The 13,342-nt window shown below is 47.4% G+C and carries 16 protein-coding genes and 1 other RNA gene; 5 read left to right on the plus strand and 12 right to left on the minus strand.

Translation table 11 applies throughout. The annotated features are described in order from the left end of the window. Positions 1 to 3: 3 nt before the first annotated feature. Positions 4 to 321, minus strand: a complete 318-nt coding sequence (locus BW941_RS00695) for a hypothetical protein (RefSeq protein WP_076513399.1) — start codon at positions 319 to 321, stop codon at positions 4 to 6. Between the two features lie 417 nt (positions 322 to 738). Continuing rightward, positions 739 to 1,092 carry a hypothetical protein gene (locus BW941_RS00705; RefSeq protein WP_076513405.1) on the minus strand — a complete coding sequence of 118 codons (354 nt, stop codon included), beginning with the start codon at positions 1,090 to 1,092 and terminating at the stop codon, positions 739 to 741. A gap of 157 nt (positions 1,093 to 1,249) precedes the next feature. On the opposite strand from BW941_RS00705, the gene BW941_RS00710 reads away from it, so the two are divergent. Continuing rightward, positions 1,250 to 1,501, plus strand: coding sequence for a helix-turn-helix domain-containing protein (locus tag BW941_RS00710; RefSeq protein ID WP_245820016.1), 252 nt, complete (start codon positions 1,250 to 1,252; stop codon positions 1,499 to 1,501). A gap of 222 nt (positions 1,502 to 1,723) precedes the next feature. Here the strand turns inward: BW941_RS00710 and cysE are convergent, their stop codons facing one another. From cysE to smpB, 8 genes are all read right to left on the minus strand, one after another. Beyond that, entirely contained in the window at positions 1,724 to 2,536 is an 813-nt protein-coding gene (cysE, locus tag BW941_RS00715; protein ID WP_076513411.1) for a serine O-acetyltransferase, read from the minus strand. An 8-nt stretch (positions 2,537 to 2,544) separates the two neighbouring features. Beyond that, positions 2,545 to 3,303, minus strand: a complete 759-nt coding sequence (locus BW941_RS00720; RefSeq protein WP_076513414.1) for an SDR family NAD(P)-dependent oxidoreductase — start codon at positions 3,301 to 3,303, stop codon at positions 2,545 to 2,547. 21 nt (positions 3,304 to 3,324) lie between these two features. Next, positions 3,325 to 4,089 carry a TSUP family transporter gene (locus BW941_RS00725; RefSeq protein ID WP_076513417.1) on the minus strand — a complete coding sequence of 255 codons (765 nt, stop codon included), beginning with the start codon at positions 4,087 to 4,089 and terminating at the stop codon, positions 3,325 to 3,327. A gap of 13 nt (positions 4,090 to 4,102) precedes the next feature. Beyond that, positions 4,103 to 4,942 carry a TauD/TfdA family dioxygenase gene (locus BW941_RS00730; protein ID WP_076513420.1) on the minus strand — a complete coding sequence of 280 codons (840 nt, stop codon included), beginning with the start codon at positions 4,940 to 4,942 and terminating at the stop codon, positions 4,103 to 4,105. A 16-nt stretch (positions 4,943 to 4,958) separates the two neighbouring features. Continuing rightward, positions 4,959 to 5,447 (minus strand): cysteine dioxygenase, encoded by a 489-nt coding sequence (locus BW941_RS00735; RefSeq protein WP_076513422.1) that lies wholly within the window; start codon positions 5,445 to 5,447, stop codon positions 4,959 to 4,961. 454 nt (positions 5,448 to 5,901) lie between these two features. Next, entirely contained in the window at positions 5,902 to 7,155 is a 1,254-nt protein-coding gene (locus tag BW941_RS00740; RefSeq protein ID WP_076513424.1) for an integrase domain-containing protein, read from the minus strand. 162 nt (positions 7,156 to 7,317) lie between these two features. Next, positions 7,318 to 7,676: a transfer-messenger RNA gene (gene ssrA, locus BW941_RS00745) on the minus strand. A 122-nt stretch (positions 7,677 to 7,798) separates the two neighbouring features. Further along, positions 7,799 to 8,281 carry an SsrA-binding protein SmpB gene (smpB, locus tag BW941_RS00750; protein WP_068435346.1) on the minus strand — a complete coding sequence of 161 codons (483 nt, stop codon included), beginning with the start codon at positions 8,279 to 8,281 and terminating at the stop codon, positions 7,799 to 7,801. Positions 8,282 to 8,385: 104 nt separating this feature from the next. Here smpB and BW941_RS00755 point away from each other — a divergent pair, with 104 nt between their 5' ends. Genes BW941_RS00755 through BW941_RS00765 form a run of 3 tightly spaced genes read left to right on the plus strand, consistent with a single transcriptional unit; the run spans position 8,386 to position 10,636 of the window. Further along, positions 8,386 to 9,861 (plus strand): sodium-dependent transporter, encoded by a 1,476-nt coding sequence (locus tag BW941_RS00755; RefSeq protein WP_076514173.1) that lies wholly within the window; start codon positions 8,386 to 8,388, stop codon positions 9,859 to 9,861. A gap of 45 nt (positions 9,862 to 9,906) precedes the next feature. Beyond that, the gene (locus BW941_RS00760; protein ID WP_068435363.1) at positions 9,907 to 10,338 is read left to right on the plus strand and encodes a type II toxin-antitoxin system RatA family toxin; all 432 of its coding nucleotides are present in this window, start codon (positions 9,907 to 9,909) and stop codon (positions 10,336 to 10,338) included. Next, positions 10,331 to 10,636: an RnfH family protein gene (locus BW941_RS00765; RefSeq protein WP_076513426.1), complete on the plus strand. Its 306-nt coding sequence runs from the start codon at positions 10,331 to 10,333 to the stop codon at positions 10,634 to 10,636. Before BW941_RS00760 ends, BW941_RS00765 begins: the two co-directional genes overlap by 8 nt. Here BW941_RS00765 and BW941_RS00770 read toward each other — a convergent pair whose 3' ends face one another. Further along, positions 10,637 to 11,035 (minus strand): outer membrane protein assembly factor BamE, encoded by a 399-nt coding sequence (locus tag BW941_RS00770; protein ID WP_076513428.1) that lies wholly within the window; start codon positions 11,033 to 11,035, stop codon positions 10,637 to 10,639. 89 nt (positions 11,036 to 11,124) lie between these two features. Between BW941_RS00770 and fur the strand changes: the two genes are divergently transcribed. Next, the gene (gene fur, locus BW941_RS00775; protein WP_217693554.1) at positions 11,125 to 11,529 is read left to right on the plus strand and encodes a ferric iron uptake transcriptional regulator; all 405 of its coding nucleotides are present in this window, start codon (positions 11,125 to 11,127) and stop codon (positions 11,527 to 11,529) included. Positions 11,530 to 11,626: 97 nt separating this feature from the next. Here the strand turns inward: fur and recN are convergent, their stop codons facing one another. Next, complete coding sequence (recN, locus tag BW941_RS00780; protein WP_076513433.1) at positions 11,627 to 13,303, minus strand: DNA repair protein RecN; 1,677 nt, start codon at positions 13,301 to 13,303, stop codon at positions 11,627 to 11,629. Positions 13,304 to 13,342: the final 39 nt, after the last annotated feature.

The raw sequence follows: 13,342 nt of genomic DNA on the forward strand, positions 1-13,342 counted from the left end.
GGCTCAGAAATGCGGGTTGAATTCCTGTTCGCACTCGGTGCACACGCAGTTGTTGAGTACTTTTTCGTCAATTACCTTGCCGACGGTCGCACCTGTTGCGGCACCTGTGGCACAACCCACCAGTGCACCGATAAGTGCGCCTCCCAGGCTTCCTGCTGGGCCCGCGTAAGCACCAACGCGCATTCCTACCTGAGAGCCTTTTAAGGCTCCAGTAAGAGCGCTGGTGGCTCCTACCGTGGCCCCAATGGCTCCGCCGATCTTGCGGCCTGTATCTCTGGTGGTAAAAGAATCTGAGTTACATTTCGGACAGCGAATAGTCATCTGATTTCCTCATCTTTGCGGTGTTGAACGGATTCATTTCCTGATTCAAATAGGCAATGTGGGAATGAGATTCTCTAGAACACGGAAAGTCAGATACGCAAAGCCCCGCCCTGATTTCTCAGAGCGGGGCTTATACGGGGGCGGGAAGGTTAGAGTGTATCCAGGCAGTATTCGGTGGCTGGTACTATTCGCTCGTCCAGTTCCTGGCGACCCTTTGAAGAATAGAAGAGCTGTATCAACTCATCTGTCGCTTTGTCTCTGGATATCTGTTCAAACGTGCATAAGCAGAGACGGTGTGGGGCTCCAGATGCCATGCAGCCGGACAGGAATTTACCTTTAACCTTCGAGTACTCATTTGAGCACGAGATCAGAAAGAGTACTGATAGTAATAAAATCGCACGGTAGCCGAACATTCTTTTAGCCCAGTACCAACGCAGCCCCTAAGCCGACACCGACCATACAGCCGATAGTCTGTGGCCCAATCAGCCAGAAAATCTTTTGCCAGACCATTGCTCCCATTCCGCTCGTGAAAACAAAGTCTGGAGCTGCAAACTTTCTGAACGCGTCCCCGATCATTGCACCAACCAAGCCGAGAGGCGCAGCAACCAAAAAGGCGACACACTTCGCCAGAAAACTAGCGCCCAGTACGATTGGGGAGTTGTTAAATATCAGAGCCAAGGCAGCGAGTATTGCAGACGCTACGCCCCAGATTATGGCCGCTTTTTTGAGTTCAACGTTTCCTGTTGATCCAGCACCTTCAAAGTCGTTCATCCATACATTCCTTTAGTTTTGTTTACTCTAAGGTCAAAGCGGCCTTTTTGAATATCATAATGACCACTATAGAGGTCTAAATGTAGTTTATATCGCGTGGAATGTACATAGGAGCGTACGCACCATTTCAACCTGTATTATGGGTGGGAGAGAGTGTGTGGGAATTGTCGAGGTAGAAGACCCAAGTCTGGCTTTTGGTAAGGCCATAAAACTGCGTCGCGTTGAGCTGGATCTCAGCCAAGAGGAGTTGGCGTATCGGGCTGATCTGGCTCGCTCTTTTGTCTCTGGTGTCGAGCGTGGTGCTGCCAAGGCAACCACTACGTCTGTGTGGAAGCTGGCAGTAGCTCTTGAGTGTAAGCCGTCAGATCTTTGGATTTCGGCAGAGAGGATGTTAGGCGGGGTTCGGTAAGCTTTACTCCTTGGATACTCTCAGTTTTGATCAAGTATGGTAGAACTAATGCTCTGTAGCGTGAGCATTAACCGAAGATCGCCACAGTATTATATTGGGTAGTAAAGAGCTAAGAGTGCCTTCGTTTTGAACTAGTGAGCTTAGCGAGTACATTGCTTAGCGGTTAGGCCTCTGCTTCTGCAACTACCAGGCCCCGGCAGGTACTAGCTTAAACTAGTTCTATCAGGAGGGGGCTAAACTATTACAAAGGCTTGCCGGTACTCCCACTGCGGTGCTATTAGCTGGGATATCATCAAGAACAACAGCCCCAGCTCCAATTACACTATTATCTCCAATAGAAATGTTACCAAGAATAGTAGAGCCAGCCCCTAGAACCACTCCAGAACCAATTTTAGGGTGTCTGTCACCGGAACCATTTCCTTTACCACCTAAAGTAACGGAATGAAGTATTGATACGTTATTGCCAATAGTACTGGTCTCCCCAATGACAATTGAGTGGGCGTGGTCAAGGAAAATTCCAGAACCGAACTTCGCAGCTGGGTGTATATCTACTGAGTAAACCTCCGAGCATTTTGACTGAAGGTAGTACGCAATGTCTGTAAATTTTGTGCTGTAGAGGTTGTGTGATAGTCGATGAATCTGAATAGCTATAAAGCCTTTATAGAAAAGATAAGCCTGAGCAATCGACTTGCATGCAGGGTCTTTATTGAATGTGGCAAGGAGGTCACTACAAGCAAGCTCTCCCAAGGATTGATTATCCCTATATATATCAACTAAGAAATGATAAATATTATAGAACTCCTCTGGGGTGCTTGAGATTGCTTTAGAAATTTTCCAGGCTAGTGAAGTATCTAGGTTTTCATGGCTCAATATGTGATCTTGATATAGAAAACTAACGTAGCTAGACGAATTAAGTTTGTGGACACCTTCAGCGTACAATGAACTCCAAACAGATTTTTTACAGAGTTCACCTTCCGGTTTTTTGTTACCAATATTAGATGCTGGTAACTTCGAATCTTTAGTGGAAATATCCATATAAAATCTCACGAGGATGAAACTGACAGGCCTGCAAATGCCTGGCACACAGGCATTACTTCAATATTGTTAATGTTTACGTGGCTGGGAAGGGAGCAAACCCAGCATATTATACTTGCTACATCTTCAGCCAATAATGGTTTCTTATTTTCGTATAGGCTATCCGCTCGTACAGCATCACCTTTAAATCTGGTCAAGGAAAAATTGGTCTTGGAGAGTCCTGGATCAATATTGGTTATCCTCACATTTGTACCAAGAAGATCAGATTTTAATCCTCTAGCAAAGCTTTGTATGAATGACTTTGTCGCTCCATACACATTCCCACCCGGGTAAGGCCAGTTTCCTGCCGTAGATCCCAAGCTAACAATATGTCCTTTATTCCTTTCGACCATTCTGGGAAGTATAGCGTGAGTAAGGCGTAACATACCCATTACATTAGTTTGAATCATGACATTCCAATCCTCAAAATTTGAATTCTGAGTTGGGTCGAGACCAAGCGCTAAACCAGCACTATTAATGAAGATATCTATATCTCTATATTTCTCCGGTAGGTCTGTCAGAAATTTATCGACTGAAGTAGTAGATGACACATCGAGCTCTGATATATGAACATCGCACATGGGCCTGAGCTCACTAGCAAGTTTGTCCAGTAGATCAAGTCGTCTCGATGCCAGAATTAATCTGTAGCTTCCTTGCTTTGCAAATACTCTTGCACATTCCTCTCCGAAGCCAGAGGAAGCACCCGTTATTAATACGATATTATCCATTTAAATCATCCCTAAAATATACTAAGTTATACTGTTGTCAAAAATAAGCTTTGCCGCCATTATAAAGCAAACTACCACTAGTACTGGTCGTACTATGCTGGCACCATTTTTAACCACCATTCTTGCTGCTACTGTCGCGCCTATTAGTTGACCCAATATCATTGCTATTCCAATGGTCCAATAAACTTCTCCAAACATAAGAAAGTAGCATAGGGAAGATATGTTGCTAGATAAATTAAGTACTTTAGCATTTGCGGTAGCTTTAGAAATTCCAAAGCCTGAGAAAAGTACTAATGCTAAAATCATGAAGCTACCAGTACCTGGCCCAAAAAAACCGTCATAGAACCCGAGGACAGGGCAAATTAGTACTGAAAAAGATATCATTCCTAGCCTTACTTTACCTTTAGTGTCGTCTACCTTTTTTGAAAACAGAAAGTACAATCCTATAGATATTAATAGGAATGGTAATACCTTAATTAATTTATCATTTCCTATGTCAAGAACCAGCCAGGTTCCAAAAACAGCTCCAATAAAGGTAAATATCACTGGAATAACTACGTACTTTAAATCAATTTCACCAGCTCGAACAAAATGATACGTCGCAACTAATGAGCCAAACGTGGCTTGAAATTTGTTCGTTGCCAAAGCCGAGCTGGCAGGAACCCCAGCGAATATTAACGAAGGTATTGTTACTAGCCCACCTCCGCCAGCAATTGTGTCCACCCAGCCAGCAATAATGGCAATGGCGAATAGAACTGCTAAAACATCCAATCCCGAAAAATCCATATTATATACCTCGTTAAAAACCTGAGATGGCCATATTTTTATCGTTATATTTATCGCCGTACGCCTGCACGTCTCTCGAAATGTATATTCTTCGAAGTTCTCTACTTGAGTATCGAGCATCGCTAGTGATGGCTCTTCGTCCATGAAGGGAACGGCGATTATTGATGACTAATATTTGGCCCGGCTTTGTGATAATTTCTTTTATATTTTCATCGGCCACTTTTTTTAATTTCTCTACCGCCACTCTATGCTCATTGGTGTCGCAAAGTATTCCATCAAATCGAACGTGGAGGTCGTACATCCCGTTGGCATTCCTAGAAATCATTGGTCTGCACTCTGAGTGGGAGTCAGTATGACCAAAATGTGGAGGAATTAGTACTTTGTAGGCTTTATCGCTAAGCAAGTCTATAGTACTCCCATCTAGTTTTTCGAGAATAGTGTCGATATTAGATATGTTGGTGCCAATATTTTGCTCGTTAGATATACAAAGTAGGGCTATATAGTCGGGTGGAAGATGTACATATGGAAGTTCGGAATGTAAGTCGAATTTTACACCGTTGTTATAAGCGGGGGTTGATGCCTTAGACTCCAAAGGGTTAGGCTTTATCTTCATGATGATATCGCCTTCTTTTTCATGCTTTATTGGTGAGCCTAGTAGGCTACATATTGACAAAAATGTTTCATCAATTTCAGAGTTCTTATCAATCGGAAATTCGTCTATTAGAAAGAAACTTTGGTTTAATATTTCTTCTATAATTATTCTTTTATTAGATGAGTAAATCGAATTTTTTAATTCGGTATAATTTATCAGGTTTTCTTTATTAAGGTTTCCTGATGTTATAAAAGTATTCACTATCCATAGCTCCTGATTAAGGTTTGATGAGAGTTACTTCGTTGCTTTTAATTTCTGGTATATATAGGTGCAGAGAAATTGAGTCGGTGTTAGGGCTGGACAATCTATGGAGAAAATTCCCTCCTCCAATGTGACAGCTATCTTTGTGTGTGGATATGGTTTCAACTGATAGTCGTCTTGCTTCCCACTTTGAATAGCGTTCTTCAACTAACTCTCCAGCAACGCAAGTCATAAAGCAGTCGGATTTTGCATGGTCGTGAATTAACGATTTCTGTCCCTTTTTCCAGCAGATAAGAACCAGCTCGAAAGAATCATTCCGATAGATCGAGTTTCTAGAATAGGATTCTTCGTCAATGAAGTAATGTAGATACTCTTCTTCATTACCAGTGATTATTTTTTTTGAGTTAATTAATATATCAAAGTAGCAGAGCTTTGAGTTGACACTGTCGGCTAACTTCCTTATTAGTCTGGATTTTTCCAAATCTAAACTTACATCTATATCCATATATTTTCCCTATTAATTTATATTTATCCATTTATAAACTCGGGACGATAGTACTCTGCACTATGTTTGGTTGCGAGTTTATTTCTCTGAACGATTAGTTCCGTTGGTAGAAACAGACCTATCGCGCCGCTAATTAGGAGTGCCTTTTTTTTATACTGCGTTAGTGCTAGTTTTATACGGGAAAAAGAAATTCAGGCGCCATTTACGTTTTATATGCTAGTTTCATGTGAGGCTGCATTTGGACTGCGCCGGTGATCAGGTTTAAAAATTATGACAGGCAGTATCGAATAGCAGAAACCGTTTAACTGTATATTATGCGCCAGGACACCCAAGGCTCCTTGCTGAATGAGCAATTGTTTCTGGGATGCAACGAAGTTAACTAAAATTTAATCTGACGGGCTCCAGCCTAAAACGCGTGGCTGTTAGTTCAGGTATAAATTTACTGAATTTATTCCTACTTTATTATGCTATCAAAAACCTTTCTGCGTGAACCTCCACCAATCGCGGTGACATTAGTCGCGCATTTCTCAATATGTTCAGACCACCATTCCATCATGGTTGTGCGACGTTTGATGTAGTCACTGCGGTTATATGCGGCTCTTACCTCGTTTTTGTCTACGTGAGCCAATGCGGCTTCGATTAAGTCATGATCGAAGCCTTGTTCGTTAAGTGTTGTACTTCCCAGAGCTCTTAAACCGTGAGCCACCAGCTTGTTTTCGTAGCCCATACGCTTAAGTGCCATATTGGCAGTTTGAGCGTTCATATGGCTTCTCGGGTTACGATCTGCGGGGAATATATGCTCCCTGTGGCCACTGATAGGTTTTAGCTCTTCCAGGATGGCTAAGGCCTGAGGCGTAAGAGGAACGCTGTGTGTACGTCGCTTTTTCATTCGTTCAGCGGGAATAATCCAGAGCTTCTGATCGAAGTCGATTTCATCCCATTTGGCTCCAGCTGCCTCGCTTGGGCGAGCAAGCGTGTGCAGTTGCCATTCTATTAAACAGCGAGTAACAAATTTAATGCTCGCACGACTAATGGAACGCATTAGAGCAGGGAGTTCTTCGGGTTTGATCGTTGGCGCATTTTGCTTTTTTGGTGCTGAAAATGCCTTTCCTATACCTGCTAGTGGGTTGTGTTGGATAACACCGGTATTCACTGCATAAATCATGATTTCATTTAGGCGCTGGCATAGCCTCTTAACTGTCTCCAGGTTGCCTTTTGCTGCGATGGGGCGGAGCACGGCAATTACCTTCTGCGCAGTTAGCTTACTAACTGGGTAGCCTCCCAGAGAAGGGAACACATGAAGTGCCAGAGAGTTCCAGGTGCTGTTGGCATGGCCCTCTGTAATTGACGGGCGTTTAATATCAAGCCATTGCTCAGCAAGTTTCTCTAGTGTGTTGTTGAGTTCAGCAGTGCGCTCAGCGACTTGAGATTCGCGGTGATCCTTGGGATCAATATCCTGGGTAAGTAACTGGCGAGCTTCGTCCCGTTTGAGTCGGGCCTGAGCGAGCGAGACCTCAGGGTAATTACCAAATCCCAGGTTAGTGCGCTTTTTTGTGTATGGCTGTTGGTAGTTGAATATCCAGACTTTTGAGCCAGTGTTTTTGATTCGAAGGGCTAATCCGCGACCATCAGACAGGTTGTACTCCTTGTCCTTAGGCTTTGCGTTTCGGATTTCGACATCCGTCAGTGGGGTGGTTGTCTTGGCCATTGTAACACTGGAATCCTGTTCTTCAGTCGGTGTTACATTGAATGTTACATCGGATCTCGGATGTTACCAAACCTCTGTGGACGTTAGTGGATACAAAAAAGGCCTTAAACCGCGTGGTTTAAGGCCTTTTCGGAAGTCTTTGGACTTGCCTGGACTTCAATTTGGTGGAGATGGCGGGATTTGAACCCGCGTCCGCCAATCCTCCACTAGAGGATCTACATGCTTAGTCTTCTCTATTGATTTAGTTCGTCACGGGCCGAGAGACAGGCCGTTCGGAACGAGCTGGATTACGTTTAGTCCTTTGGCTCCCAGCAAAGCCTCCGGACGATCCTGTAGGGCTGCGCCCTCGTCCCCCGGTTACAGGAACCCGGGTTCGGAGGTAAGCGGGGCTATTAGGCCGCTAGTGCGTAAGATTCGTCGTTTGCGAATATTTAAATGTACAACGTTTATTTACGAGATCGTCGTACGCTCTCGGCATGCACCCATAGCTTTGTAATCAACGTCGAATCCAGATCATCCCCGAATTCTGGTCGCTCTCAGCCAGGAGCTGGATCATTTCTGATCCTTGTTCTTTAGATAGGGTTAATTAGTGGAAGTTCAACCCCAGAACAGTCGCTAATGTAGCACAGGTTGCAGTGAGCTGTCAGCGCACCGAGTGCTTCATAATGCGTTCTTTCTGCTTCGCCCAGTCACGGTCTTTGGCCGTGTTGCGCTTGTCATGGCTCTGCTTACCTTTGGCGAGGGCAATCTCGGCTTTGACGTGATGCCCTTTCCAGTAGAGTGCAGTGCAGACACAGGTATAACCTTTCGCCTGTACCTTCTGTGAGTAACGCTCAATCTCACGACGATGCAGCAGCAACTTGCGCTGGCGGCGAGGTTCAGCAACAACGTGCGTTGATGCCTGAGTCATCGGTGTAATCTGGGCGTTATGCAGCCAGGCTTCACCACGATGAAACTCGATAAAGGAATCCAGCAGCTGAACTTTGCCTTCACGAATCGATTTCACTTCCCAGCCGACCAGCTCAAGACCTGCTTCGAGCTTATCTTCCAGAAAGAAATCGTGTTTGGCCTTTTTGTTCAGCGCGATTGTTGAGGAGCCGCTATTGGCTTTTTTCTTTTTACTCATCGCGCCAGTATAACTGACAGTGAGTCTGAAGGGCAGAGGGGTGCGCTTGAGGCAAGCGTTTAAATTTCGGACAATAGCCCCTTCGCAGAATAAGGATAATGGTAATGACGTCAGATAAGCGCGGTATGCATGGTATCTGGGCTAGTCGCTGGACATTCATTCTTGCGGCCGTGGGTTCGGCTGTAGGATTAGGTAATATCTGGAAGTTCCCTTACATCACCGGTGAATACGGGGGTGGGGCATTCGTGATGGTGTATCTGCTGTGCATTCTGTCGGTAGGTATCCCGGTCATGATGGCCGAGGTGTTGTTGGGGCGTAAGGCCCGGATGAGCCCGATTAATACGATGCATCGCCTGACTACCAAGTACAAAGCGCCAGAGTTTTTCTCGGGCATCGGCTGGATGGGCGCGGTCGCAGGTTTCTTTATTCTGTCGTTTTATAGTGTCATCGCTGGCTGGACGCTTTATTACTCTCAGGCGATGGTGACTGGCACCTTTGTAGATATCAGCGCCGAAGATGCAGGCGCCTTGTTTGGTGGTTTGCTGGCAGATCCGGCGACTCTGATTGGTTATCACACACTGTTTCTTTTTCTCGTAGGATTTGTCATTTCACGAGGCGTTCACCGTGGGCTGGAAACGTCTCTACGTTTGTTGATGCCGCTTCTGTTTGTGATGTTGCTGGTGCTGCTGGGATACAGCCTGACTACCCCAGGGTTCAGTCAGGGGTGGGATTTCCTGTTTCGTTTTGAGCCTGAAAAGCTGACTCAGGAAGCGATTATCACTGCCCTTGGACACTCATTCTTTACGCTGTCGCTGGGCATGGGCGCCATCATGGCTTACGGCGCCTACATGCCGGCGAACTCCAGACTGGGTAAAACCATTCTTACCGTAGGCGCACTCGATACACTGGTAGCTCTGGTCGCGGGTCTGGTGATCTTCCCGATCGTTTTTTCAAATGGTCTTGAACCCGGTGCGGGTCCGGGACTGATGTTCCAGACATTACCTATTGCGTTTGGTCAGTTGCCTGGCGGTGTTGTTATTGGTACGACCTTTTTTGTGCTGGTGGCAATTGCAGCCTGGAGTTCGGCTATTTCTTTAGCAGAGCCTGCGGTGGCCTGGGCAGTAGAGAAAGGGTTCAGCCGTGGTCGTGCCACGATCGCCGTTTGCGCGTTGGCTTGGATGATGGGGTTGGGTACTGTGATGTCATTCAATCACTGGGAGAACCATCAGTATTTCGTTACTGTGTCAGGAGTCGATGCTGAAGGTGACGTGCAGCAGGATGACTTTTTACTGTACGCGGATGTCGCCGTTTTAAAGGAAACATTGGGCTCAACAGGTGGGCTTGAGTACGAAGTGAAAGGTAAAACCTTCTTCGATGTACTCGACTTCCTGACGACGAACATCCTCCTGCCAGTGGGCGGTGTGCTGATATCTCTGTTTGTCGGGTGGTTTATGACCCGCAGAGCCATTGCAGATGAAGCACGTATGAAAAGTGAGCGGCTGCTTACTCTCTGGCGCTTTATGATTCGAGTTGTATCGCCGCTCGCGGTATTATTCGTGTTTTATCATGGCCTTCTGTGAGGCCTTAATGATGTGCCCTATTGAATTAACAGTTGGTTGAGTCAGATGACCCGAATATCGCGAAGCGCGCTTGTTTTACATACCGCAGAGCAAATGTTTGACCTGGTGAATGACGTGCGTCGGTACCCTGAATTCCTTCAGGGCTGCGAATCGACGCATGTGATCGATGAGTCTGAGGATTTTATCGAGGCCAGGCTAACGCTCGCCAAAGCCGGTTTTGAGCAGAGCTTTACGACGCGTAATGAACTCAATCGCCCGGAAACGATGAAAATCAGTCTGGTTGAAGGGCCATTCAGCAAATTTACCGGTACCTGGCACTTTCAGAAGCTGTCTGATGAGGCCTGCAAAGTAACGCTTGAGCTTGAGTTTGAAATGGCCAGCCGCATTGCCGGAGCCGCCATGGGAGCCCTATTTAAGCAGGTAGCCGGAATGATGGTCGATGCGTTTGTTAAGCGCGCGAAGGAAATATATGAGTGACGAAAAAATTCAGGTTGAGGTGGCGTACGCCTTGCCTGATAAGCAAAAAATTATCGCGATTGATGTCGTGCCGGGCACAACCATGATTCAGGCTGTTGAGGCATCCTGCATCGTGGATGAATTTCCAGAGCTGGATCTGAGTGCTGCCAAGTTTGGAATTTTCGGTAAGGCAGTGCGTTCGCCTGACAGTGAAATACTGAAAGCAGGGGATCGGGTAGAGATATACCGTCCCCTGATTATTGATCCTAAGCAGGCGCGAGCAAACCGCGCTGCTAAGGCCAAAAAAGCCGAAGAGTAATTACTCTTCGACGCTAGGGATAGTCGGGTTGCGCTCTTCAGGCGGCACTTCGCTGGTCTGGTTTTCTTCGCTGAACTCTTCGGGCGGCAGCTCACCACTGTAGTGGCTGTAAAGTGCGGCGTCGTCGAAGTGCAGTGTGACCTGATAGCGTTTGGTGATTTTATCTCTCACTTCCAGGGTGTAGATGTAGTTCCAACGCTGATCTGAAAATGGGTTTCTCGCGACAGGGTTGCCCATCAGATAGATGACCTGGCGTTCAGTCATACCGGACTCCAGCTGATCCAACATGTCCTGGGTAACGATATTGCCCTGTTGAACGTTGAGTTTGTAGACGCCTGGGAAGGTACAGCCGGAAAGGGTTGCAAAACCCAGTAATCCAGTCAGAATTAAAGCTCGCATAGTCAGGGTTAAATCCGGGCATTAGTTATTAAGAATGGACGGGATGATACCTGATCACCCCATCCACTGTGAAATGATAGAGGAATACCGTGTCAGAACAGAACATGGAACTTCGTAAAGCGGGCCTGAAGGTCACGCTGCCCCGAGTCAAAATTCTCAGCATTCTTGAGAGCAACCCAGAAGCGCACATGAGTGCTGAAGATGTGTATCGTTCATTGATCGACGCGGGCGAAGACGTGGGTCTTGCCACTGTTTATCGTGTACTGACTCAGTTTGAAAGTGCGGGGCTGGTTGAGCGTCACAACTTCGATGGCGGCCATTCTGTATTCGAGCTTGCTCGTGGAGAGCATCACGATCACATGGTGAACGTCGAAGATGGCACTGTGATTGAGTTCTCTAACGAACAGATCGAACGCTTGCAGCACGAAATCGCGGAACAGCATGGTTTCGATCTCGTTGATCACAGCCTGGTACTGTACGTTCGCAAGAAGTGACGTCAGGCTGTTATTAGCAAGCACGATCAAAAAGAGCCGCAATTGCGGCTCTTTTTTATATCTGCTTATACCTATTGATCCGTTATGAACCGGACACTCAAGAACCTGCCATGGCCAGCATTTCACCCGCATGAGCCAGCGTCTGTTGGGTGATTTCAACGCCGCCCAGCATGCGCGCCAGCTCTTCTTTACGCTGAGAGGTACTGAGCGTGCGGATACTGGTATGGGTAGCAGTGTCGCCACTTACTTTACTCACCTGAAAGTGATTGTGCGCCTGTGCCGCCACCTGAGGCTGGTGGGTCACACACATAATCTGGGCCTGGCCGCCAAGCTCGCGCATCAGACGCCCGACACGTTCAGCAGTGCCACCGCCCACACCCACATCGACTTCATCGAAGATCAGGCATGGGGTATGAGACGTTGCTGCGGTGACGAACTGAAGCGCCAGGCTGATTCGTGAGAGTTCGCCACCGGAAGCAACTTTAGCCAGAGGGCCTGCGGGCATGCCAGGGTTAGTCTGCACTTCAAAGCCAACAAAGTTCAGCCCGTGTGGATTCAGGTCATCCTCAGACAACTCATCGCAGCGGGTTGTAAAGATGGCCTTGCCAAGGCCCAGAGAATCGAAGTGACTGCTTACTGCGCTGCTCAGTGTGCTGGCCGCTTTCTGACGCTTATCCGACAGCTGCTGAGCGTCTTTCAGACAGGTCGCTCTGAGGTTGGCCACTTCTTCTTCCAATGCTTCAAGGTCATCACCTGACAGGCTCGTTGCTTCCAATGCCGCTTCCTGTTCCTGCCAGTGTGCATAAAGCGACTCGGGGTGGATCTGATGTTTACGCGCCATGCTGTACAGTTCACTCAGGCGAGCATCGATCTGCTGCAAGCGATGTGGATTCATGTCAATGTTATCGAGATACCGCTGCAGGGAGCTGGCCGCTTCGTCCAGCTGAATCTGGGCCTGATTCAACATGTCCCGGACTTCGTCGAGCAGGGGATGTGTATCATTGATGTTATCGACTTCCTGCAGGGCCCGGTGAATCATCTGGCTGGCAGCATCGTCGCCGGAGTCTCCGCCGTTGCATACAATCATGGCCGACTGGCCACAGATCAAAGTGTTCTCTGCACCGGACAAACGCTTCTGTTCGAGCTCTAGGTCACTAAGTTCGTCCTCTTTCAGGTCCAGTTCACGTAATTCACTCACCTGATACTCAAGCAGTTGTCTTTGCGCCAGAAGTTCGCTACTGGATTCGCGCAGTGTCTGTAAGCGCTTCTCTTCTTTTTTCCAGGCTGAAAATCCACGGCGAACCGTCCCTGCGAGCGGGTTTAGCCCTGCATAGGCATCGAGAATGTCGCGTGCGGCGTCTTTTTCCAGCAACCGTTGATGCGCGTGTTGTGAATGAATGCCGATGAGGTGCTGCCCAAGATCACGAAGGTCGGCTGCAGACACCGGACGGCCGTTCACATAACCACGCGAACGACCTTCTGCAGAAATGACCCGACGAAGTATGACGTTATCGTCGTCGGTAGGGAGTTCATGCTGCCTGAGCCACTCCAGTGCGGCGGTATTAGTAGAGAAAGTAGCCGCGACATCGGCTTTATCCTGCCCCTGTCGTACCGCTCCGGCTTCTGCACGTTGCCCCAGTGTCAGGCCCAGTGCACCCAGCAGAATAGACTTGCCGGCGCCGGTCTCACCGGTGATAACCGTCATGCCTTGAGAGAAATCGAGCTCCATATGCTCAATCAGGGCGAACTGATGAATCGACAGTGAGGTCAGCATACGACATCCTCTGATCTGAATGTATATACAGTGTTTTTA

The organism is Thalassolituus maritimus (assembly GCF_900156675.1).
GTDB classification, from domain to species: domain Bacteria; phylum Pseudomonadota; class Gammaproteobacteria; order Pseudomonadales; family Oceanobacteraceae; genus Thalassolituus; species Thalassolituus maritimus.

Coding starts and splice junctions, on each gene's coding strand:
- BW941_RS00695 (WP_076513399.1), bottom strand. CDS start 321: ATGACTATTCGCTGTCCGAAATGTAACTCAGATTCTTTTACCACCAGA.
- BW941_RS00705 (WP_076513405.1), bottom strand. CDS start 1,092: ATGAACGACTTTGAAGGTGCTGGATCAACAGGAAACGTTGAACTCAAA.
- cysE (WP_076513411.1), bottom strand. CDS start 2,536: ATGGATATTTCCACTAAAGATTCGAAGTTACCAGCATCTAATATTGGT.
- BW941_RS00720 (WP_076513414.1), bottom strand. CDS start 3,303: ATGGATAATATCGTATTAATAACGGGTGCTTCCTCTGGCTTCGGAGAG.
- BW941_RS00725 (WP_076513417.1), bottom strand. CDS start 4,089: ATGGATTTTTCGGGATTGGATGTTTTAGCAGTTCTATTCGCCATTGCC.
- BW941_RS00735 (WP_076513422.1), bottom strand. CDS start 5,447: ATGGATATAGATGTAAGTTTAGATTTGGAAAAATCCAGACTAATAAGG.
- BW941_RS00740 (WP_076513424.1), bottom strand. CDS start 7,155: ATGGCCAAGACAACCACCCCACTGACGGATGTCGAAATCCGAAACGCA.
- smpB (WP_068435346.1), bottom strand. CDS start 8,281: ATGAGTAAAAAGAAAAAAGCCAATAGCGGCTCCTCAACAATCGCGCTG.
- BW941_RS00755 (WP_076514173.1), top strand. CDS start 8,386: ATGACGTCAGATAAGCGCGGTATGCATGGTATCTGGGCTAGTCGCTGG.
- BW941_RS00760 (WP_068435363.1), top strand. CDS start 9,907: ATGACCCGAATATCGCGAAGCGCGCTTGTTTTACATACCGCAGAGCAA.
- BW941_RS00765 (WP_076513426.1), top strand. CDS start 10,331: ATGAGTGACGAAAAAATTCAGGTTGAGGTGGCGTACGCCTTGCCTGAT.
- BW941_RS00770 (WP_076513428.1), bottom strand. CDS start 11,035: ATGCGAGCTTTAATTCTGACTGGATTACTGGGTTTTGCAACCCTTTCC.
- recN (WP_076513433.1), bottom strand. CDS start 13,303: ATGCTGACCTCACTGTCGATTCATCAGTTCGCCCTGATTGAGCATATG.